The organism is Salmonella sp. SAL03688 (assembly GCF_046551895.1).
Lineage (GTDB): Bacteria > Pseudomonadota > Gammaproteobacteria > Enterobacterales > Enterobacteriaceae > Salmonella > Salmonella enterica.
Genome location: NZ_JBGDVI010000009.1, coordinates 1 through 20,814, shown reverse-complemented (window position 1 = coordinate 20,814; position 20,814 = coordinate 1). Strand labels below are relative to the sequence as shown.

Here is a 20,814-nt window from a genome sequence, read left to right as displayed (position 1 = left end):
ATGTCACATTGTTCCTGTCATGATAAACCGCAGCACAGTTTGCTGCCTGCGGCGTACCGCATCCTCAGTATTACTCGCCACACGCCGCTGGAGTGGAATTTCCGCGTGGCCGTCGATTTTCCCGCGCACTGGGGGCAATTTGTTGAGGTGTCGCTGCCGCGCGTCGGCGAAGCGCCCATCTCCGTTTCCGACTACGGCGACGGCTGGATAGATCTGCTGATCCGTAATGTCGGAAAAGTGACCAGCGCCCTCTTTACGCTGAAAGAAGGCGACAACGTGTGGCTACGCGGCTGCTATGGCAATGGCTATCCGGTCGATACGCTGCGCCATAAACCCTTACTGGTTGTCGCAGGCGGCACGGGCGTCGCGCCGGTGAAAGGCTTAATGCGCTATTTCGTTGAGAATCCCCAGGAAATTGGTCAACTGGATATGATTCTCGGCTATAAAAATCGCGATTGCGTGCTGTACAAAGAAGAAATGGCGACGTGGCGCGGCAAACATAATCTGGTGCTCACGCTGGATGAAGGCGAGGCTGATGACCGTTACCAGATTGGCCGGGTGACCGATCGGCTTGCCGACATGACGCTTAGCGATATCGACACTATGCAGGCCATCGTCGTTGGGCCGCCAATAATGATTACCTTTACCGTAAAAATGCTGCTGCAAAAAGGGCTCAAGCCGGAGCAAATCTGGGTGGACTACGAACGCCGGATGGCCTGCTCCGTCGGGAAGTGCGGCCACTGCCGTATGGGCGAAGTGTATGTCTGCACCGACGGCCCGATATTTAACTACGCCGTCGCGCAACGTTTTGCCGATTAAGGAGAACATCATGAGCATTGATATTGATATCATTAAAGCCCGTGCGAAAAACGAATATCGCCTGTCAAAAGTGCGCGGCGAAGCCATGATCAGCGTCCGCATTCCCGGCGGTATTTTGCCCGCGCATTTGCTAACGGTGGCGCGTGACATCGCCGAAACCTGGGGCAACGGACAAATTCACCTCACTACCCGCCAGAAGCTGGCGATGCCGGGTATCCGTTACGAAGATATCGACAACGTGAACGCCGCGCTGGAGCCGTTTCTTCGCGAGATTGAAATAGAACTGTGCGACGTCCAGGTTGAGGATACCAAAGCGGGCTATCTCGCTATTGGCGGGCGAAATATTGTCGCCTGTCAGGGGAACCGCATTTGCCAGAAAGCCAACACTGACACGACCGGTCTGTCCCGTCGTCTTGAAAAACTGGTCTATCCCAGCCCTTATCATCTCAAAACGGTCATCGTTGGCTGCCCGAATGATTGCGCGAAGGCGTCAATGGCCGATCTGGGGATTATTGGCGTGGCGAAAATGCGCTTCACTGCCGATCGCTGTATCGGTTGCGGCGCCTGCGTGAAGGCCTGTAGTCACCACGCGGTAGGCTGCCTGGCGCTGAAGAACGGCAAAGCGGTCAAAGAAGAGTCCGCCTGTATCGGCTGCGGCGAGTGCGTGCTGGCCTGTCCGACGCTGGCCTGGCAACGTAAGCCGGATCAGCTCTGGCAAGTCCGTCTGGGCGGACGCACCAGTAAAAAGACGCCGCGCGTCGGCAAGCTCTTCCTCAACTGGGTGACTGAAGATGTGATAAAGCAGGTGATCGTTAACCTGTATGAATTTGAAAAAGAGATGCTCGGCGGAAAACCGATCTATCTCCATATGGGCCATCTGATCGACAAAGGCGGCTACCTGCGTTTTAAAGAACGGGTACTGCGCGGCGTTCAGCTCAATCCGGAAGCGATGGTCGCCGAACGCATTTACTGGGCCGAAGACGAATCCGTCGCGCGGATGCATCTCAAACCCGCCGGGCACTAATCAACCACGCCATGGCCGCAGCCCGCCCACAGGCTGCGGCACGCTAAACCACATGACCAACGCCGCAACAAGCAGTATGACCCCTCCGGCCAGCGCCAGCGTTGACCAGCCTACCTGCCGCCATAACGCCGGCGCTTTGTTTCCACTGAGTTTCACCGCCAGAGCACGAAAAGTGTGTACCAGCAGCGCCAGCGAAGTAATCGTTAGCGAGGTTCCCGCCGCCATTGCCAGTACCGACACCATTCCCCAGCTAAAAACGCCAATCACTTTACTGAATAACAGCACCATTATCGCGCCGGAACAGGGCCGCATCCCCATAGACAGTACGATCATGAGTCGCGCGCGCCAGTCATCGCCGCTATGCAATTGTTCCTGCGTCGGTAAATGCTGATGTCCGCAGCCGCATTTTTCATGGTGAACATGGCGCGGCGTAAAAGCGATAAAGGCAGGTTTACGTAGCAGCGCGCGTAACCTTTTTATGGCCCGCCAGCACAGCAAGATGCCCAGCCCGCCAACTAACGCATAGCTCCCCTTTTCCAGCCAGAAACCGCTCAGATGGAGCTGCCTGGCCGGAAGTTGCAATACGGTCAGCACGCCCACCACCAACCCGATAGCCACGACCCCCTGTAATAACGCGGCGGCGAGGGTTAACACGATACTTGATTTCAGCTTCGAAGGATGCGTCGCCAGCCATGTCGCGATCACCACTTTGCCGTGTCCCGGCCCCAGCGCATGAAGCACGCCATACATAAAACTCAGCAGAAGCAACGATCCGCCCGCCCGCTCAGGATGCGTCGCCACCGCATTAAGCAGCGCGCTCAACTGCTGATTTACGTCCCGCTGCCAAAGAGCGCTTTTCAACATCACCTGCGGCCAAGCCTGCCATATCCACAGACCGCCAACCAGCATCAGCAGCAGGAATAACGCCAATGGCCACAGCGAGAGCCAGCGTCGCCCCGGAGTGCGTTGAGAAAAAATTACTGACATTGCAAGGTCACCGTTTGGGCAAACTGTTTACCTAAATCCATATCCTCCGGCGGCGCGTCCTCTTTATCCAGCGACTGGGCGAAACGTAGCGTCTCTTCGCCGGGCGCAGGAGTATAAACCTGAATCCGACACTTTTCGCGCAGCGGTTCCGGCATCGTGATATCGCTGTCCTGGTCATAATGCATATCGACATAATAAGAGGGATCAAACGTTGAAAAGGTATAAGTCTGTCCGCTTAACGGCTGCGGTTCAGCCAGCGGTAGCGTAAAGGTCAATACCGCCTGATGCGCGTCACGCGTCATACCGTATTCTGTCGGCCTGTTTTTAAACTTCACTTTCGCGCCATTGCGCCACACTTCTGTAAAGTAGTGCTGCCCAAGTACGTTAGCCATCACTTCCGCCGCCAACTTTTTCCATATTTCTGACCCCGGTGCCGCGTTTCCGGCGTCATACAGCAGATCTGCGGACGTCAGCGCGTCCATTGTCCAGCGCATTTTTAACGCCACAAATTGCTCATTTTCACTGACCACCTGCGTTTGCAGACGGATGAAGCTGTGCGGATGCGCCGCCGCCACGAAAGATAAAACGGCAAGAAATAGTGTTAAGGCGCTGCGTTTCACTGGCTTCATCTGTTCCTCGCGATAAAAATTCTGTGACGTTCCTCAGCATTCCTGGCCTAAAAGCACGCTTATCACATTTTTCACGCGCAAACTTTAGCTATCCTTACCAGACAAACTAACGGGAGACCTGACAGATGATGCCGACAATTGCCCCACCATCTGTACTTTCCGCTCCCCAGCGCCGCTGTCAGGTATTGCTGACGCTTTTCCAGCCGGAGCCAATTGCCACGGTGGAAATCTTCAGCGCGCTTAATGGCGTTGATGATGATACTGCCCGTGAGGATATCACTGAGACAAGCCTGGAGATCCAGCGCTATCATCGCCTTGCCATCACAACATGCCAGAACGGTTGCTATCGGATCGAAGGTACAGCACTCGATCAGCGCCTTTGCCTTTTACACTGGCTCAGGCGCGGCCTGCGTTTATGCCCGACCTTCGTCACGCAACAGTTTACCCCGGCCTTAAAAAACGCGCTAAAACAGCGCGGTATCGCGCGTCCGCTGTATGACGATATTAATCTGCACGCGCTCATCAATCTGTGCGCCCGCCGGTTGCAAAAACCATTTGAACATCGCGACGTGCAGTTCCTGCGTCTCTTTTTACAGTATTGTCTGCTACAACACCATGCCGGCATCACCCCGGAATTCAACCCTGTGCAGCAGATTTGGGCGCAGTCGTGCGCGGAATATCCACTCGCCCAGGAAATTGGTCGTCACTGGCAGCGCCACGTGATGCAGGCCGCACCGCTCAATGAAGCGCTGTTTATGGCGTTACTGTTTTCAATGATTCGCCTCCCCGACCCGATTCGCGACACGCATCAACGGGCGCAGCAACTGCGACTGGAGGTGGCGCGGCTGGTGCTGCGCTTTCGAGAAAAAGGGAACGTACGCTTCAGCGACGAACAAGGGCTTAACGATCAGCTGTATGTCCATCTCGCCCAGGCGCTGAACCGAAGTTTATTCACGATTGGCATCGATAATACGCTTCCGGAAGAGTTCAACCGTCTTTATCCGCGTCTGGTTCGCACCACACGTGAGGCGCTCGCCGGGTTTGAAGCCGAATATGGTATCCACTTTTCCGAGGAAGAGACGGGGCTGGTGGCAGTGATTTTCGGCGCCTGGCTAATGCAGGATAACGATTTGCATGAGAGACAGATCGTATTGTTAGCGGATAAAAATGATGCGCTGGAGACGCATATTGAGCAGCAACTGCGTGAACTGACCCTGTTGCCGCTGAATATCAGACGGATATCGCTCCAGGCGTTTCAAAAAGAGGGATGCCCGCGCGGCGTAGCGCTGATTGTTACCCCTTACGCCACGCCGCTACCGCTCTTCTCACCGCCATTAATTCATGCGGATCGCACCCTCACAGAGCACCAGCAGCAGCAGATCCGCAAGATCCTGGAATCATGACGCGGCAACCACTTTGGGCCGAAGGAAGATAGCGGGCAATGCCACCAGCGCCATAATCCAGAATACGCCGCCGCCCAGATGTTGATACAGAAAACCGGCAAATACCGTCATAATCGCGATACTGCCGCCCATCGCCACAGCGGAATAGACGGCCTGCAAACGAATCACCTCGCTTCCCTGACGCGCAGCGATATAGCGCATAGCGGCCAGATGGCAAACAGTAAACGTGCCACAGTGCAGGATTTGTATCACAATCAGCCACGGCAACGCCGTACTCCAGCCCATCAGTCCCCAGCGTACCACGCCGCACACAGCAGAAAGCAACAGCAAGTCGCGGGCGCTAAACCGGCGGAATAGCTTTTTACTCAGGGCGAAAATGATCACTTCCGCCACCACGCCCAACGACCATAAATAGCCGACCGCCGATGCTGAATAGCCAGCCCCCTGCCAGTAGATGGCGCTAAAACCATAGTAGGCGGCGTGCGCCCCTTGCAGCAAACAGACGCAGGCGAGAAAACGCCAACTTTGTGCCACCAACGTACGCCAGGCGGGCCAGCCTGCGCTCTCCTGCTGACGGCTTTCCCCTTGCGGCGGCACGCTGGGACGTAACAACATACCCAGCAACATCGAGGCGACGCCGAGCGTCAGTAGCGCCAGAATCGCCTGGTAATCGTATAAACTCACCAGCTTACCGGTCAGCGCCGACCCTATCACGAAGGCGATGGACCCCCACAGCCGCACCCGACCATAGTCCAGGGTAATTTGCTTTTGCCAGGTATTGGCCAGCGCATCGGTCAGCGGCACCAGTGGTGAAAAGAAGAGGTTAAACCCAACCATCACCACCATTAGCCACGCGACATGCGTTCCTGCCCAAAATGCCAGCGCAAATACCAGCGTCAGCAATGCCAGTACGCGCAGCGCGGAGATCAACTGCGAAGGATCGCTTACGCGAGGCGCAATGAGCAAACTACCGAGAAAACGCGCGACCAGACCCACGCCCAGAAGAAGACCGATGGTTTCCGGCGTTAGCCCAAGACCTTTGAGCCAGACGCTCCAGAAGGGCAGAAAAATACCGTAACTAAAGAAGTAGGTGAAATAACTGAGCGCCAGCCAGCGCGTGGAATGCAATGCCATGATTCCCTCCCGTTTGGAGGCGATAGTCTGGCGGTAAACGGTTGCGCTGGCAAGGGTAACATAAGGTTAACAGGCGGAGGGAGAAGTTCAAACGGCAACGCCGCCGAATAATGACTTCCGGCGGCGTCACGTTATGGCGCATAAGTAATGCCCGACAGACGCAGCGCCATCGGGACATTTACACAACACAAACGCTTACGCGTAAACCGGGAAGCGGGCGCAGATATCCAGTACTTTCGCTTTCACGCGTTCAATGGTGGCTTCATCATTGATGTTGTCCAGCACGTCACACATCCAGCCAGCCAGCTCTTTCACTTCCGCCTCTTTGAAGCCGCGACGAGTAACCGCCGGAGAACCAATACGGATACCGGAGGTCACGAACGGGCTCTTAGGATCGTTCGGCACGCTGTTTTTGTTCACCGTGATGTTAGCACGGCCCAGCGCGGCGTCAGCTTCTTTACCGGTCAGGTTTTTATCCACCAGGTCCAGCAGGAACAGGTGGTTCTCAGTGCCGCCAGACACCACTTTGTAGCCGCGGTTCAGGAACACTTCCACCATCGCTTTGGCGTTTTTCGCCACCTGCTGCTGGTAAACTTTGAACTCCGGCTCCATCGCTTCTTTCAGCGCTACCGCTTTACCCGCGATCACGTGCATCAGCGGGCCGCCCTGCGCGCTTGGGAACACGGCGGAGTTCAGTTTTTTGTACAGCTCTTCATCGCCGCCCTTCGCCAGGATCAGGCCGCCGCGCGGACCCGCCAGGGTTTTGTGGGTGGTGGTGGTGACAACGTGAGCGTGCGGAACCGGGTTCGGGTAAACGCCTGCGGCAATCAGGCCCGCCACGTGCGCCATGTCGACAAACAGGTATGCGCCGATGCTGTCAGCGATTTCACGCATTTTTGCCCAGTCAACCACGCCGGAGTAGGCAGAGAAGCCACCGATAATCATCTTCGGCTTGTGCTCTTTGGCCAGCTTCGCCATCTCGTCATAGTCAATTTTACCGGACTCATCGATACCGTAAGGTACGATGTTGTACAGTTTACCGGAGAAGTTAACCGGGGAGCCGTGAGTCAGGTGGCCGCCCTGCGCCAGGTTCATACCCAGAACGGTATCGCCCGGTTGCAGCAGCGCGGTGTAAACAGCGAAGTTAGCCTGAGAACCGGAGTGCGGCTGCACGTTAGCGTAGTCGGCGCCGAACAGTTCTTTCGCGCGGTCGATAGCCAGCTGCTCAACGACATCAACGTATTCGCAACCGCCGTAGTAGCGCTTGCCCGGATAACCTTCAGCGTATTTGTTGGTCAGCTGAGACCCCTGCGCCTGCATCACGCGCGGGCTGGTGTAGTTTTCGGAGGCGATCAGTTCGATGTGCTCTTCCTGACGTACTTTTTCCTGCTCCATAGCCTGCCACAACTCGGCATCATAATCGGCAATGTTCATTTCACGCTTTAACATCCGCATCTCCTGACTCAGCTAACAATAAAATTTGTGCCTGAAAAGGCAGTCCGTGGGACTTCGGCCAACAGTATAACCGAATCATTCTTCGATAACAGGTCTTGACAAAGGTTTTTACGCAAACGATTACCTGTGCGTCAGATAAGGGTTTCCTGAACGAGAGTCTGACGAATTTCAACGGATTTCTTTTCAGCTTTGTGATGCAGATTTTTCACGTTGTTACATCCATAACGTAAAGCAGAGAAGATCCATTTACAATGCAAGGGTATTTTTATAAGATGCATTTGATATACATCATTAGATTTTCACATAAAGGAAGCACGTATGCTTGACGCACAAACCATCGCTACAGTAAAGGCCACCATTCCCCTGCTGGTTGAAACAGGACCGAAACTGACCGCCCACTTCTACGACCGTATGTTTACGCATAACCCGGAGCTCAAAGAAATCTTCAATATGAGCAACCAGCGTAACGGCGATCAGCGTGAAGCCCTGTTTAATGCTATCGCGGCCTACGCCAGCAATATCGAAAATTTACCGGCGTTGCTGCCGGCGGTAGAAAAAATCGCGCAGAAGCACACCAGCTTCCAGATTAAGCCGGAGCAGTACAACATCGTCGGGACACATCTGCTGGCGACGCTGGACGAAATGTTCAACCCGGGCCAGGAAGTGCTGGACGCGTGGGGCAAAGCCTATGGCGTACTGGCTAACGTCTTTATTCATCGGGAAGCCGAGATTTATCACGAGAACGCCAGCAAAGACGGCGGCTGGGAAGGCACGCGCCCCTTCCGCATCGTTGCGAAAACCCCGCGTAGCGCACTGATCACCAGCTTTGAGTTTGAACCGGTCGACGGCGGTACGGTGGCGGAATACCGTCCCGGGCAGTATCTGGGCGTCTGGCTGAAGCCGGAAGGTTTTGCGCATCAGGAGATCCGCCAATATTCACTGACCCGTAAACCCGATGGCAAAGGATACCGTATTGCCGTGAAGCGTGAAGACGGCGGCCAGGTATCAAACTGGTTACACCATCACGCCAGCGTAGGCGATGTGGTGCATCTGGCTGCGCCGGCAGGTGACTTCTTTATGAATGTCGCCGCTGATACCCCCGTTTCGCTGATTTCCGCTGGCGTCGGCCAGACGCCGATGTTGGCGATGCTCGATACGCTGGCGAAAGAACAGCATACCGCGCAGGTGAACTGGTTCCACGCGGCGGAGAACGGCGACGTTCATGCGTTTGCCGACGAAGTGAGCGAGCTGGGCCGTACACTGCCGCGTTTCACTGCCCATACCTGGTACCGCGAACCGACCGAGGCCGATCGCGCCCAACGCGTCTTTGACAGCGAAGGGCTGATGGATTTAAGCAAACTGGAAGCCGCGATCAGCGATCCGGCAATGCAGTTCTATCTTTGCGGCCCGGTAGGCTTTATGCAGTTTGCCGCAAAACAACTGGTTTCCCTTGGCGTGAATAACGAAAACATTCATTACGAATGCTTCGGCCCGCATAAGGTGCTGTAATTGCAAGAAATCCTCTGAAAAAACGGGCGTTATCGTTAAGGCGAACGCCCGTTTTCCTCCCCGTTCCCCTGCTTATTGCGCTGCTTTTTATGCCTTTCTTTTACAAAAAAGGGGAATAAAAAAAGTCTGTGCAAATCGTGTTATTATTAACGTTTGACTTAGCTCGTTAGGGCATCTTTTTATGCAGCAACCTGTTGTACGCATTGGAGAGTGGCTGGTTACACCTTCTGTTAATCAGATCAGTCGTCAGGGACGCCAGATTACTCTTGAACCACGGCTGATCGATCTTCTGATGTATTTTGCGCATCATCCGGATGAAGTGTTAAGCCGGGATAACATTATTGATCATGTCTGGATGCGCACCATCGTGACCAACCATGTTGTCACCCAAAGCATTTCTGAACTACGCAAATCATTAAGAGATGGCGGAGACAGCAATGCTGAATACATCGTTACCGTACCTAAACGCGGCTATAAGCTGACGGCGCCGGTTATCTGGTGCGAAGAAAATAGCGATGAGATCGATAATTCATCAACGTCGCCGCCGCCGCCGATCGCAGCAATGAATGCAGAACCGACAGAGGGGGCTACTGCCGCTACGCCTGTGCCGCCCGCCTCTTTGCAAACGCCGACTAAAAAGGCGAAAAAGCCGCGTATCGCCGCTTTCTGGACGTGGGTAATGTTCCTACTCTCGCTGGCGACGCTGGTGGTGTTTATCGTGATGTCGGTGGTAGATCATAATGCCGCGGTAACAAAAACGCGGTTATTACTTAACCCACGAGATATAGATGTTCGTTTTGAAGGCGGCAATTCCTGTAATAACTGGGTCTCGCAGGAGTCCTACGCCATCGGTCTGGGCGGCTTAATCACCGACCTGCTGAACACCTACTCGACCTTTATGGTGCACGATAAAACCAATTACCGGGTCAATGAGCCAAGCAGCTCCGGTAAGACGTTAACCATTCAGTTTGTCAATCAGCGCCACTATCGGGCGCAGCAGTGCTTTATGTCTGTGGTGCTCATTGATAACGCCGATGGTTCAACCATGCTGGATAAGCGTTATTTCGTCACCAATACTAACCAGTTGTCCATCCAGGATGATCTGTTTAATAGCCTGTCTTTCGTTTTAACACAGCCCTGGCCTAATCGAATGCGAGAACAACTGGCCCTGTTCAGAACGCCGCAAAATACCGCGCTGATGCGTTTTTATGAGGCGCGCCAGCTTATTCTGAGCGGCGATGCGCAGGCGCTAGGTAAAGCCAGCGATATTCTGAATGGCATTATTAAGGAAACGCCTGATTTCAACTATGCCTATGAATATAAAGTGCTGGTAGATGTATTACGGCAATCACAACAGCCGTTTGATAAAGAACAAGTGGCTGCGCTGAACGAAGAGTTTAAAAAAATAGATCAAATTCCGGGCGTTGAGAAAACGTCTGTTTATTATAAAATCAAGACCGTCGATCTGTTAGGCAAAGGTGATATCGATGCAGCGTATGAGGAAATCAATAAAAGCATCGAGCTTGAAATGTCGTGGTTTAACTATGTCCTGTTGGGGAAAGTTTACGAAATGAAAGGTGAGAATCGTCTGGCCGCTGATGCCTATCTGACCGCCTTTAATTTACGTCCAGGTGAAAACACGCTGTACTGGATCGAGAACGGCGTATTTCAGACATCCGTTCAGAAAATTGTCCCTTATCTGAATAGTTTTCTGGCAGAAGATTAAATTTAACGCTGAACCATGACAAATAAAAGCGAAAAGATATTAAATTTTTCGCTTTTATTTTGTGAAAAACATGTTGCCAAAAATAGCTTATGTTAATTTTGGCAACATGTTCATCGCAAAGAAATGTAAATATAACCCTTTGTAATTAAACGATGTTTATCCTTTCATGATATTTTCCATGATATTTATATGTTAATTCAAAAAAATCAATCTATCAGTTTTTTCATGTTTGTGTTTATTTCACTTTTTCTTTAGGACTTATCTCAACCCATTCGTTAATCTTGTCGACAGTTGAACGGGCACGCAGCATATATGAAGCATAAGCCCGGTTCTTAAAAATACAGCTCAGGAGAAATGAACATGAGTTCTGTCAAAAAGATCGGGCTATTTGCCTGTACTGGCGTCGTTGCCGGTAATATGATGGGGAGCGGGATTGCATTATTACCCGCCAACCTTGCCAGTATTGGTGGCATTGCCATCTGGGGCTGGGTAATTTCTATTATTGGGGCAATGTCGCTGGCTTATGTTTATGCGAGGCTGGCAACCAAAAACCCTCAACAGGGTGGCCCTATCGCTTATGCTGGGGAAATATCTCCGGCGTTTGGTTTCCAGACCGGCGTTCTTTATTATCACGCAAACTGGATTGGTAACTTAGCCATCGGTATTACCGCTGTTTCTTATCTTTCTACGTTCTTCCCGGCATTAAATAATCCAATACCGGCAGGTATTGCCTGTATTGCTATCGTCTGGCTGTTCACCTTTATTAATATGCTGGGCGGGGCCTGGGTCAGCCGCTTGACAACGATTGGCCTATTCCTGGTGCTGATCCCGGTAGTCTTGACCGCAGTCGCCGGCTGGCATTGGTTCGATATCGCGACCTATCACGCGAACTGGAACACGTCCACGACGACCGACTCTCACGCCATTGTTAAAAGTATTCTGCTCTGCCTGTGGGCGTTCGTTGGCGTTGAGTCTGCCGCCGTCAGCACCGGCATGGTGAAAAACCCGAAACGCACCGTACCGCTGGCAACCATGCTGGGTACCGCGCTGGCAGGCATCATCTATATCGCCGCGACTCAGGTTATCGCCGGGATGTTCCCAGCTTCCGTTATGGCCTCTTCCGGCGCGCCGTTCGCTATCAGTACCTCCACGATTCTGGGTGGCTGGGCTGCGCCGCTGGTTTCCGCCTTTACCGCTTTCGCCTGCCTGACGTCTCTGGGCTCCTGGATGATGCTGGTCGGCCAGGCTGGGGTTCGCGCCGCCAACGACGGCAACTTCCCGAAAATTTACGGTGAAATGGATAAAAACGGTATTCCGAAAAAAGGTCTGCTGTTGGCTGCGGTGAAAATGACGGCGCTGATGATTCTGATCACCATCATGAACTCCAGCGGCGGTAAAGCGTCCGACCTGTTCGGCGAACTGACCGGGATTGCCGTACTGCTTACCATGCTGCCGTACTTCTACTCCTGTGTTGACCTGATTCGCTTCGAAGGGTTCAACATCCGTAACTCGGTAAGCCTGATTTGTTCTGTACTGGGCTGCGCATTTTGCTTCATCGCACTGATGGGCGCCAGCTCCTTCGAACTCTCCGGCACCTTTATCGTCAGTCTGATCATCCTGATGTTCTACGGTCGCAAAATGCACCAGCGCCAGAACAACGACAGCGACAACAATACGGCTGAAGCGCTTTAACCGCTAACTCCTTTTTCTCAAAGCCCCTTTCGTCACCTGCTATAGCGTAGCGGGAGGGGCCCACTTTACCAGGAACAAGACTATGAACGTTATTGCTATCATGAACCACATGGGCGTCTACTTTAAAGAAGAGCCTATTCGTGAACTGCATCGTGCACTGGAAGGTTTAAATTTCCGTATCGTCTATCCAAACGACCGAGAAGACCTGCTGAAGCTGATTGAAAATAACTCCCGCCTTTGCGGCGTCATTTTCGACTGGGATAAATATAACCTTGAGCTTTGCGAAGAGATTAGCAAGCTGAACGAGTATATGCCGCTGTACGCCTTCGCCAACAGCTACTCTACGCTGGACGTCAGCCTCAACGATCTGAGAATGCAGGTTCGCTTCTTTGAATATGCTTTAGGCGCCGCAGCCGATATCGCGGCGAAAATTCGCCAGAATACCGATGAATACATCGACAATATTCTGCCGCCGCTGACAAAAGCGTTGTTCAAATATGTGCGCGAAGGGAAATATACTTTCTGTACGCCTGGCCACATGGGCGGGACCGCTTTCCAGAAAAGCCCCGTCGGCAGCATCTTTTATGATTTCTTCGGCCCGAACACGATGAAATCCGATATTTCGATTTCCGTTTCCGAACTGGGTTCGCTGCTGGACCACTCCGGCCCGCATAAAGAAGCGGAAGAGTATATCGCCCGCGTCTTTAACGCCGAACGTAGCTACATGGTGACGAACGGCACCTCTACGGCGAACAAAATCGTCGGTATGTACTCCGCGCCGGCAGGCAGCACGGTACTGATTGACCGTAACTGCCATAAATCGCTGACCCATCTGATGATGATGAGCGACATTACGCCGATTTATTTCCGCCCAACCCGTAACGCCTACGGTATTCTTGGCGGTATTCCGCAAAGCGAGTTCCAGCACGCCACTATCGCTAAACGGGTAAAAGAGACGCCTAACGCAACCTGGCCGGTCCATGCTGTTATTACTAACTCAACCTATGACGGTCTGTTGTATAACACTGACTACATCAAGAAAACTCTGGATGTGAAGTCCATTCATTTTGACTCCGCCTGGGTGCCTTATACCAATTTCTCCCCTATTTATCAGGGTAAATGCGGTATGAGCGGCGACCGTGTAGAAGGCAAAATCATTTATGAAACCCAGTCCACGCATAAACTGCTGGCGGCGTTTTCACAGGCATCCATGATTCATGTTAAAGGCGACATTAACGAAGAAACCTTTAACGAAGCCTACATGATGCATACCACCACTTCTCCGCACTACGGTATCGTAGCGTCTACTGAAACCGCAGCGGCGATGATGAAAGGTAATGCGGGTAAACGCCTGATTAACGGCTCTATTGAACGTGCGATTAAATTCCGTAAAGAAATTAAACGCCTGAAAAGCGAATCCGACGGCTGGTTCTTTGACGTATGGCAGCCGGAACATATCGATGGAGCTGAGTGCTGGCCGCTGCGTTCAGATAGCGCATGGCATGGCTTCAAAAATATCGATAACGAACACATGTACCTCGACCCGATCAAAGTCACTATCCTGACGCCGGGGATGAAGAAAGACGGTACGATGGATGAATTCGGTATTCCGGCAAGTCTGGTCGCCAAATATCTCGATGAACGCGGCATCATCGTAGAAAAAACCGGTCCATACAACCTGCTGTTCCTGTTCAGCATTGGTATCGACAAAACCAAAGCTCTGAGCCTGCTGCGCGCGCTCACTGAATTTAAACGCGCCTTTGACCTGAACCTGCGCGTCAAAAACATTCTGCCGGCACTGTATCGCGAAGCGCCTGAGTTTTATGAAAATATGCGCATCCAGGAACTGGCGCAGAATATTCATAAACTGGTCGAACATCATAATCTGCCGGACTTAATGTACCGTGCGTTTGAAGTGCTGCCGAAAATGGTGATGACGCCGTATACTGCGTTCCAGAAAGAGCTGCATGGCGAAACGGAAGAGGTGTATCTTGAAGAGATGGTTGGACGCGTCAACGCCAACATGATCCTTCCTTACCCTCCGGGAGTGCCGCTGGTGATGCCTGGTGAAATGATCACCGAGGAAAGCCGTCCGGTACTGGAATTCCTGCAAATGCTGTGCGAAATCGGCGCTCACTATCCGGGCTTCGAAACCGATATCCACGGCGCCTATCGTCAGGCAGACGGACGTTACACCGTTAAGGTGCTGAAAGAAAATACGAAATAAGTACCAAAGGGAAGTGGCTTGCCACTTCCCTTTTTTCACGCAGCAAGGAGACTTTATGAAAACACCCTCACAACCGCGCGCGATTTTTTACATCGTGGCGATTCAAATTTGGGAATACTTCAGCTTTTACGGCATGCGTGCCTTACTCATCCTTTATCTTACCCACCAGCTTGGTTTTAATGACAGCCACGCGATCAACCTCTTCAGCGCCTACGCCTCTTTAGTTTACGTTACCCCTATTCTTGGCGGCTGGCTTGCCGACCGCCTGCTTGGCAACCGCGTGGCGGTTATCACCGGCGCCTTATTGATGACGCTGGGTCATGTGGTATTGGGCTTAGAATCTGATTCAACGCTGAGTTTATATGCGGCGCTGGCCATTATTATCTGCGGCTACGGCTTGTTTAAATCCAATATTAGCTGTCTGCTGGGCGAACTTTACGCCCCTGATGACAACCGCCGCGACGGGGGATTCTCGCTGCTCTACGCCGCCGGGAATATTGGATCAATAGCCGCGCCGATCGCCTGTGGTCTGGCGGCGCAGTGGTATGGCTGGCATGTCGGCTTTGCGCTGGCGGGCGTCGGAATGTTCATCGGCCTGCTCATCTTTTTAAGCGGTCATCGCCACTTTCAGCAGACGCGCGGTGTTAATCGCCCCGCGCTGCGGGCGGTTAAATTCGCCCTTCCAACCTGGGGTTGGCTGGTATTAATGCTGTGTATCGCGCCGGTATTCTTCACCCTCCTGCTGGAAAATAACTGGTCTGGCTATGTGCTGGCCATTGTCTGCGTCTTCGCAGCGCAACTTATCGCCCGTATTATGGTTAAATTTCCAGAACACCGTCGCGCCTTGTGGCAAATCGTTCTGTTAATGATCACCGGCACTCTTTTCTGGGTTCTGGCGCAGCAGGGCGGAAGTTCGATCAGTTTATTCATCGACCGTTTTGTCAACCGCCACTGGCTGAATATGACCGTCCCCACCGCATTGTTCCAGTCGGTCAATGCGATTGCGGTGATGGCGGCGGGCGTGGTGCTGGCGTGGCTGAGCAGCCCGAAAGAGAGCGCCCGCTCGGTGCTGCGCGTCTGGCTTAAATTTGCCGTGGGGCTGGTATTAATGGGCGGCGGTTTTATGCTGCTGGCGCTAAACGCGCATCAGGCCCGGTTAGATGGGCAGGCATCAATGGGAATGATGATCGCAGGGCTGGCGCTGATGGGCTTTGCGGAGCTGTTTATTGATCCGGTCGCGATGGCGCAAATTACCCGCCTCAACCTGCCTGGCGTCACGGGCGTACTGACCGGTATTTATATGCTGGCGACCGGCGCGGTCGCTAACTGGCTGGCTGGCGTCGTCGCGCAACAAACCACGGAATCGCAAATTAGTGATACGGCGGTAGCCGCCTACGGACACTTTTTCTCGCAAATGGGCGAGTGGACGCTAAGTTGCGTGGCGCTGATCGTCGCCATTGTCGGCCTGAGATGGGTTTGCACCCGGACTACATCGGCGCTACCGCAGGGCGATTAAACGGTGGTTCGCTGCCCACAAGGAGGAGACGGGCAGCGAATCGGCACATCAGATAGCCGCGTCGTCTTCTTCGCCAGTACGGATACGAATAACGCGGGCGACATCAAAGACAAAGATCTTACCGTCGCCGATTTTCCCCGTCTGCGCGGTACGAATGATGGTGTCAACACAGGTATCCACGATGTCGTCAGGCACAACGATTTCAATTTTTACCTTCGGCAGAAAATCCACCATATATTCCGCGCCGCGATACAGCTCGGTGTGGCCTTTTTGACGGCCAAAGCCTTTGACTTCGGTGACCGTCATGCCGGTAATACCTACCTCGGCCAGCGCTTCACGGACATCGTCCAGCTTGAAGGGTTTAATAATCGCATCAATCTTTTTCATGCTATTCCTTGAAAAGGTCGCCTGTGTTTTGAGCGGTTAAACGTAACATATTTCGCGCTACTTTACGGCATGAAAACTACTCTTTGAAATCATTCGCATCCAGTTCGTGACGGGAGAGTAGCTTATAGAATTCCGTGCGGTTGCGCCCCGCCATCCTTGCCGCGTGCGTCACGTTACCTTTGGTAATTTGCAGTAACTTGCGCAGATAGTTCAGTTCAAATTGGTTTCGCGCTTCGGCAAAGGTGGGCAGCGCGGTGTTTTCGCCTTCCAGCGCCTGTTCGACCAACGCATCGCTGATCACCGGCGAAGAGGTTAACGCCACGCATTGTTCAATGACGTTGACCAGTTGGCGCACGTTGCCCGGCCAGCTTGCCGTCATCAGCCGTTTCATTGCATCAGTAGAAAAGGCGCGAACAAACGGTTTATGCCGCTGTGCCGACTGTCTGAGCAGATGATTAGCCAGCAGCGGAATATCCTCGGTACGCTCCGCCAGCGCCGGAATTTTCAGGCTCACAACATTCAGCCGGTAGTACAAATCTTCACGAAATTCGCCCCGCGCCATCGCCTTCGGCAGATCGCGGTGCGTCGCGGAAATAATTCGCACATCGATATCAATATCGCGATTGCTGCCCAGCGGCCTGACTTTGCGCTCCTGTAACACCCGCAGCAGCTTCACCTGTAACGGCGCGGGCATATCGCCAATTTCATCCAGAAACAGCGTGCCGCCTTCCGCCGCCTGGAACAACCCTTCACGATTGCTCACTGCGCCGGTAAAGGCGCCGCGCGCATGGCCGAATAATTCGGACTCCAGCAACTGTTCCGGCAACGCGCCGCAGTTGATGGCGACAAACGGCTTGTTACTGCGCGGGCTGGCATTATGAATCGCCTGTGCGAAAATCTCTTTCCCGGTGCCGCTTTGTCCGTTAATCAATACGCTGACATCCGACTGCGCGACCATGCGCGCCTGTTCAAGCAGTCGCAGCATCAGCGGGCTACGGGTAACGATAGCGTTGCGCCAGCTATCGTCCGTCGCGGGAGCGGACTGTTCCAGCGCTTCATCTATCGCTTTATATAACGCGTCTCTGTCGATCGGCTTCGTCAAAAAGCTGAATACGCCTTTCTGGGTAGCGGCCACCGCATCCGGAATGGAGCCATGCGCCGTCAGAATGATAACCGGCATTCCTGGCTGTACTTTCTGAATTTCTGTGAACAGTTGCATACCATCCATTTCGTCCATGCGCAGGTCGCTTATTACCAGATCCACTTTTTCCCGATGTAGTACCCGTAGTCCTTCCTGGCCGCTCTCTGCGGTCACGACGCTGTATCCTTCACTGGTCAGGCGCATACCGAGCAATTTCAGTAATCCGGGATCGTCATCGACCAGCAGCAGGTGCGCCGGTTTACGGCTTATCATGGCGTTACCTCATCTTGTGACGGCGACGGCGCCGCGCCATCTTCAGACGTCGCGGGTTTGTCATTCGTATGCGGCGTATCGGCGTTGTAATTCCCTGACGGTTTTCGTGTCGAAAGCTGGCGCTCAATATCGGTTAAACTCTCCAGCTTACGGGTGGTAAGATCGAGCTGCGTTTGCAAGGCCTGTTGCTGCTGGCGCAGCGCATCAAGCTCACTATCTGACGTTTGCTGGAGTTTGCTATAACGCTGACGTTCGGCAGAAAGTGCTAATTGCAGCGCCTGACCGTCATGCCAGATTTGGTAGACGGGCCGTACCTGAGCCGGTATTTGCGCGCTTAACGCCTCCAGACGGGTCACGATGGCGCGCCGCTCCGGCGGCGTAATTTTTGCATCCGCCAGTAAAATCCCGCGCCTGAAGGCATTTTGCCAGTTATCATCCGTCAACGCGCGCGCCTCTGCGCGCGACTGAACCGGCATCAGACGATCGGCGCAGTCAATCGTGCGTAGCCAGTACAGCGGATTCGTCTCCACCGCCTGCCCGCGTAGCGACCAGATATCCGCGCACGCCGTCGGGAGATAATCCGCCAGTTGATAATGGGGGAGCGTGTCCTGCGCTGCGCTACCGGGCAGTTGCTGTGAAGCATGGGGAACACATGCGGTCAGCGCCAGACACGATATGCCCACCGGTATTCCCCACCGCAAAAGGCATCGTTTAATAGTTTGGACGAAAACGTGTGACATACGCACCAGGCTTAAATTCATATTAGTGTTTGTCAGATGCAGGCAATGGCAGCGAGATGCGAAAACAGACTTCCTGCGCGTTGTCATCCACCAGTTGGATCTCTCCCTGCATTCGACGAATACAATCTCTGGCGATACTCAGCCCTAACCCACTGCCTTTTACCGCCCCTTTTCGCTGGTGGCTTCCCTGGAAAAAAGGCTCAAAAATCATTTCTCTTTCGGTTTGCGGAATCGGTTCGCCGCTATTAACCACATCGATATAAACCGTGGAGCCCTGAGAGCGACTACGGATACAAATGTTACCGGATTCAGCGCCATAGTGCACCGCGTTGGAATAGAGATTATCCAGCACGCTCATCAGCAACATGGGCTCTGCTATGCAGCGTTCGGCCTCCAGGTCGACATCGGTATGCATCATTTTAGCGCGGGCAGGCAAACTGTGGGCGGAAACCACCATATCCACAAGCGGCGCGATATCGACCGCTTCCAGCTCTGTGGCACTGTCTACCAGTTTCCGGTTGTAATCAAGCAATTGCTCAATCAATTTTTGTAAATTACGACTGCTGTCATCCAGAATATCGACCACCTCTTTTTGCTCCGGCGTCAGCGGCCCAACCACCTGATCGGCCAGCAGCTCTGTCCCCTCGCGCATACTGGCCAGCGGGGTTTTCAGCTCATGGGACAGGTGACGTAGAAACTGATGGCGCTGGGATTCCAGCCACGCCAGACGCTCACTCAGCCAGATAATGCGCTGCCCCACCGATCGTAATTCACGCGGACCGGTAAAGGTGACGGTATTCCCCAAAGAACGGCCTTCGCCCAGGCGATTAATCATCCGTTCAATTCCTTTCACCGGCCCGATAATCATGCGGGTAAAAAGTAGCACCATCGCCAGGCTCACCAGAAATAGCACCAGCGCCTGCCAGCCGAAAAATTGTCCGCGCTCGGCGATTTCTTGTTGTAACTGCTGCCCGCGCGAATAAACCACAGTACGCGTCGCCTGCACCATTTCCGTATTCGCGTTGGCAAAGGCCTCCAGACGCGCGGCCGCTGCCGCTTCCGGGCCGCTATCTTTACACTGCAATTGCGCCAGCGCGTTTAAATCCTGGCGTAACGCCTGATACAACTTATCATCCGGCAAGACGCCGGCATGGGCGTCCAGCATATCGCTATAGCGCTTACGCTGGCTTTGATACACTTTTGCCAGCGTCGGATCGTCAAGCACACAATACTGTCGGTAGCTTCGCTCCATCTCCAGCGCGACGTTGGTCATCGCCTCGCTGCGCCGGGCGTCAATAAGCGTGCTGCGGTTAGTCACCGCAGCCTGATCGCTTAACGCGTTAAGGCTTTGCCACGCCTGCCAGGCCAGAACCAGCAACGGCAGCAGGATCAGCAAAAAGGCCAGCATGACCAATTGTCGTAAAGAACGGGGAAAAACAGACCAGCGCTTCAACGTGTCGCTCACATAAAAGAAGAATAAAAAAGATGCTAACCGAGGGGAGCGCCAGATACAACAAAGCCGGGCTAAACCCGGCTTTGTTATGGAATAAGGCGGTGCCTAACTCGACGTTTCGCCCGGAGGTTGATAAAGCTACGCTATTATCAGAAGTTGGACGGCAGGCACCTTGTTGTGCGTCATTCGAAGTTTATGTAGCGCGTCCCTAAGGGGCTGACATAAGAAGGTGAATGAGCCACTGGTTATCATTATGCAGTAATTGTGCCAACATTCAAAAGACTTTGTTAACACAATGATAGATATGAAAAATATCGTTATTCATGCTAAAAATGGCTCTGTCTGTTTTTCGCCCTTTCTGTCGCCAATCAGCAACACCTGCAACACCTAAAAATAAAACAATTTAAAATCAAATATTTAAATGTCTCTTTTTGGCGACAACCTATCCCCCACTCATGTCGGGATTTCCCGACACTTTAATCTTGCGGCATAAGCACTAGTTTATTGCCGGATGGCGGCGTAAACGCCTTATCCGGCCTACCGCTTGACGTTCAAGACGGTAGCTACAACCGCGCTTCCCCGTGGGCCTGATAAGCGCCGTGACTAGTCCTGATATAGGTTGACAGTTTTTTGTCTGTAAAACGCCTGATGAACATCATCGGGCGTTTTGTATTTCAGGGCCTGGTGTGGCCGTTCATG

General features: G+C 53.2%; 16 protein-coding genes. 8 read left to right on the top strand and 8 right to left on the bottom strand.

Annotation, left to right across the window (positions count from 1 at the left end):
- Together asrB and asrC are read left to right on the top strand one after the other, a co-directional pair.
- Positions 1-819, top strand: a complete 819-nt coding sequence (gene asrB / locus ACLJR2_RS11230) for an anaerobic sulfite reductase subunit AsrB (RefSeq protein ID WP_000017587.1) — start codon at positions 1-3, stop codon at positions 817-819.
- A gap of 10 nt (positions 820-829) precedes the next feature.
- Complete coding sequence (gene asrC, locus ACLJR2_RS11225) at positions 830-1,843, top strand: sulfite reductase subunit C (protein WP_000020685.1); 1,014 nt, start codon at positions 830-832, stop codon at positions 1,841-1,843.
- On the opposite strand, the gene ACLJR2_RS11220 is transcribed toward asrC, so the two are convergent.
- A complete protein-coding gene (locus tag ACLJR2_RS11220) occupies positions 1,844-2,830 on the bottom strand; it encodes a nickel/cobalt transporter (protein ID WP_000111023.1) in 987 nt (328 codons plus the stop codon).
- On the bottom strand, positions 2,821-3,459 hold the full coding sequence (locus ACLJR2_RS11215; RefSeq protein WP_000805728.1) for a DUF1007 family protein: 639 nt from the start codon (positions 3,457-3,459) through the stop codon (positions 2,821-2,823). Before ACLJR2_RS11215 ends, ACLJR2_RS11220 begins: the two co-directional genes overlap by 10 nt.
- A gap of 125 nt (positions 3,460-3,584) precedes the next feature.
- On the opposite strand from ACLJR2_RS11215, the gene csiE reads away from it, so the two are divergent.
- The gene (gene csiE / locus ACLJR2_RS11210; protein ID WP_000982963.1) at positions 3,585-4,862 is read left to right on the top strand and encodes a stationary phase inducible protein CsiE; all 1,278 of its coding nucleotides are present in this window, start codon (positions 3,585-3,587) and stop codon (positions 4,860-4,862) included.
- On the opposite strand, the gene ACLJR2_RS11205 is transcribed toward csiE, so the two are convergent.
- Entirely contained in the window at positions 4,857-5,996 is a 1,140-nt protein-coding gene (locus ACLJR2_RS11205; RefSeq protein WP_001173721.1) for a 3-phenylpropionate MFS transporter, read from the bottom strand. The genes csiE and ACLJR2_RS11205 overlap by 6 nt on opposite strands.
- Positions 5,997-6,191: 195 nt before the next feature.
- Positions 6,192-7,445 carry a serine hydroxymethyltransferase gene (gene glyA / locus ACLJR2_RS11200; protein ID WP_000919178.1) on the bottom strand — a complete coding sequence of 418 codons (1,254 nt, stop codon included), beginning with the start codon at positions 7,443-7,445 and terminating at the stop codon, positions 6,192-6,194.
- Between the two features lie 324 nt (positions 7,446-7,769).
- On the opposite strand from glyA, the gene hmpA reads away from it, so the two are divergent.
- The 5 genes from hmpA to dtpD all read left to right on the top strand — a co-directional run bounded on the left by hmpA (position 7,770) and on the right by dtpD (position 16,121).
- Positions 7,770-8,960 carry an NO-inducible flavohemoprotein gene (gene hmpA / locus ACLJR2_RS11195; protein ID WP_000883147.1) on the top strand — a complete coding sequence of 397 codons (1,191 nt, stop codon included), beginning with the start codon at positions 7,770-7,772 and terminating at the stop codon, positions 8,958-8,960.
- Positions 8,961-9,141: 181 nt separating this feature from the next.
- On the top strand, positions 9,142-10,686 hold the full coding sequence (cadC, locus tag ACLJR2_RS11190; RefSeq protein WP_001187141.1) for a lysine decarboxylation/transport transcriptional activator CadC: 1,545 nt from the start codon (positions 9,142-9,144) through the stop codon (positions 10,684-10,686).
- 360 nt (positions 10,687-11,046) lie between these two features.
- Positions 11,047-12,378: a cadaverine/lysine antiporter gene (cadB, locus tag ACLJR2_RS11185; RefSeq protein ID WP_000100008.1), complete on the top strand. Its 1,332-nt coding sequence runs from the start codon at positions 11,047-11,049 to the stop codon at positions 12,376-12,378.
- An 82-nt stretch (positions 12,379-12,460) separates the two neighbouring features.
- On the top strand, positions 12,461-14,605 hold the full coding sequence (gene cadA, locus ACLJR2_RS11180) for a lysine decarboxylase CadA (protein ID WP_001100652.1): 2,145 nt from the start codon (positions 12,461-12,463) through the stop codon (positions 14,603-14,605).
- Positions 14,606-14,660: 55 nt separating this feature from the next.
- Positions 14,661-16,121 (top strand): dipeptide permease DtpD, encoded by a 1,461-nt coding sequence (gene dtpD / locus ACLJR2_RS11175; RefSeq protein WP_000856793.1) that lies wholly within the window; start codon positions 14,661-14,663, stop codon positions 16,119-16,121.
- A gap of 48 nt (positions 16,122-16,169) precedes the next feature.
- Here the strand turns inward: dtpD and glnB are convergent, their stop codons facing one another.
- The 4 genes from glnB to qseE all read right to left on the bottom strand — a co-directional run bounded on the left by glnB (position 16,170) and on the right by qseE (position 20,115).
- Positions 16,170-16,508, bottom strand: coding sequence for a nitrogen regulatory protein P-II (glnB, locus tag ACLJR2_RS11170; protein ID WP_000717694.1), 339 nt, complete (start codon positions 16,506-16,508; stop codon positions 16,170-16,172).
- Positions 16,509-16,584: 76 nt separating this feature from the next.
- A complete protein-coding gene (gene glrR, locus ACLJR2_RS11165; RefSeq protein ID WP_024131115.1) occupies positions 16,585-17,919 on the bottom strand; it encodes a two-component system response regulator GlrR in 1,335 nt (444 codons plus the stop codon).
- The gene (qseG, locus tag ACLJR2_RS11160) at positions 17,919-18,683 is read right to left on the bottom strand and encodes a two-component system QseEF-associated lipoprotein QseG (RefSeq protein WP_001054241.1); all 765 of its coding nucleotides are present in this window, start codon (positions 18,681-18,683) and stop codon (positions 17,919-17,921) included. Before qseG ends, glrR begins: the two co-directional genes overlap by 1 nt.
- Position 18,684: 1 nt before the next feature.
- Positions 18,685-20,115 (bottom strand): two component system sensor histidine kinase QseE/GlrK, encoded by a 1,431-nt coding sequence (qseE, locus tag ACLJR2_RS11155; protein ID WP_001670672.1) that lies wholly within the window; start codon positions 20,113-20,115, stop codon positions 18,685-18,687.
- Positions 20,116-20,814: the final 699 nt, after the last annotated feature.

Bases quoted from the DNA above. Each gene is read 5' to 3' on its own strand.
- ACLJR2_RS11215 (WP_000805728.1), bottom strand. From the start codon at position 3,459: ATGAAGCCAGTGAAACGCAGCGCCTTAACACTATTTCTTGCCGTTTTA.
- dtpD (WP_000856793.1), top strand. From the start codon at position 14,661: ATGAAAACACCCTCACAACCGCGCGCGATTTTTTACATCGTGGCGATT.
- cadB (WP_000100008.1), top strand. From the start codon at position 11,047: ATGAGTTCTGTCAAAAAGATCGGGCTATTTGCCTGTACTGGCGTCGTT.
- glnB (WP_000717694.1), bottom strand. From the start codon at position 16,508: ATGAAAAAGATTGATGCGATTATTAAACCCTTCAAGCTGGACGATGTC.
- glyA (WP_000919178.1), bottom strand. From the start codon at position 7,445: ATGTTAAAGCGTGAAATGAACATTGCCGATTATGATGCCGAGTTGTGG.
- csiE (WP_000982963.1), top strand. From the start codon at position 3,585: ATGATGCCGACAATTGCCCCACCATCTGTACTTTCCGCTCCCCAGCGC.
- cadC (WP_001187141.1), top strand. From the start codon at position 9,142: ATGCAGCAACCTGTTGTACGCATTGGAGAGTGGCTGGTTACACCTTCT.
- ACLJR2_RS11205 (WP_001173721.1), bottom strand. From the start codon at position 5,996: ATGGCATTGCATTCCACGCGCTGGCTGGCGCTCAGTTATTTCACCTAC.
- cadA (WP_001100652.1), top strand. From the start codon at position 12,461: ATGAACGTTATTGCTATCATGAACCACATGGGCGTCTACTTTAAAGAA.
- hmpA (WP_000883147.1), top strand. From the start codon at position 7,770: ATGCTTGACGCACAAACCATCGCTACAGTAAAGGCCACCATTCCCCTG.
- qseG (WP_001054241.1), bottom strand. From the start codon at position 18,683: ATGAATTTAAGCCTGGTGCGTATGTCACACGTTTTCGTCCAAACTATT.
- asrB (WP_000017587.1), top strand. From the start codon at position 1: ATGTCACATTGTTCCTGTCATGATAAACCGCAGCACAGTTTGCTGCCT.
- ACLJR2_RS11220 (WP_000111023.1), bottom strand. From the start codon at position 2,830: ATGTCAGTAATTTTTTCTCAACGCACTCCGGGGCGACGCTGGCTCTCG.
- asrC (WP_000020685.1), top strand. From the start codon at position 830: ATGAGCATTGATATTGATATCATTAAAGCCCGTGCGAAAAACGAATAT.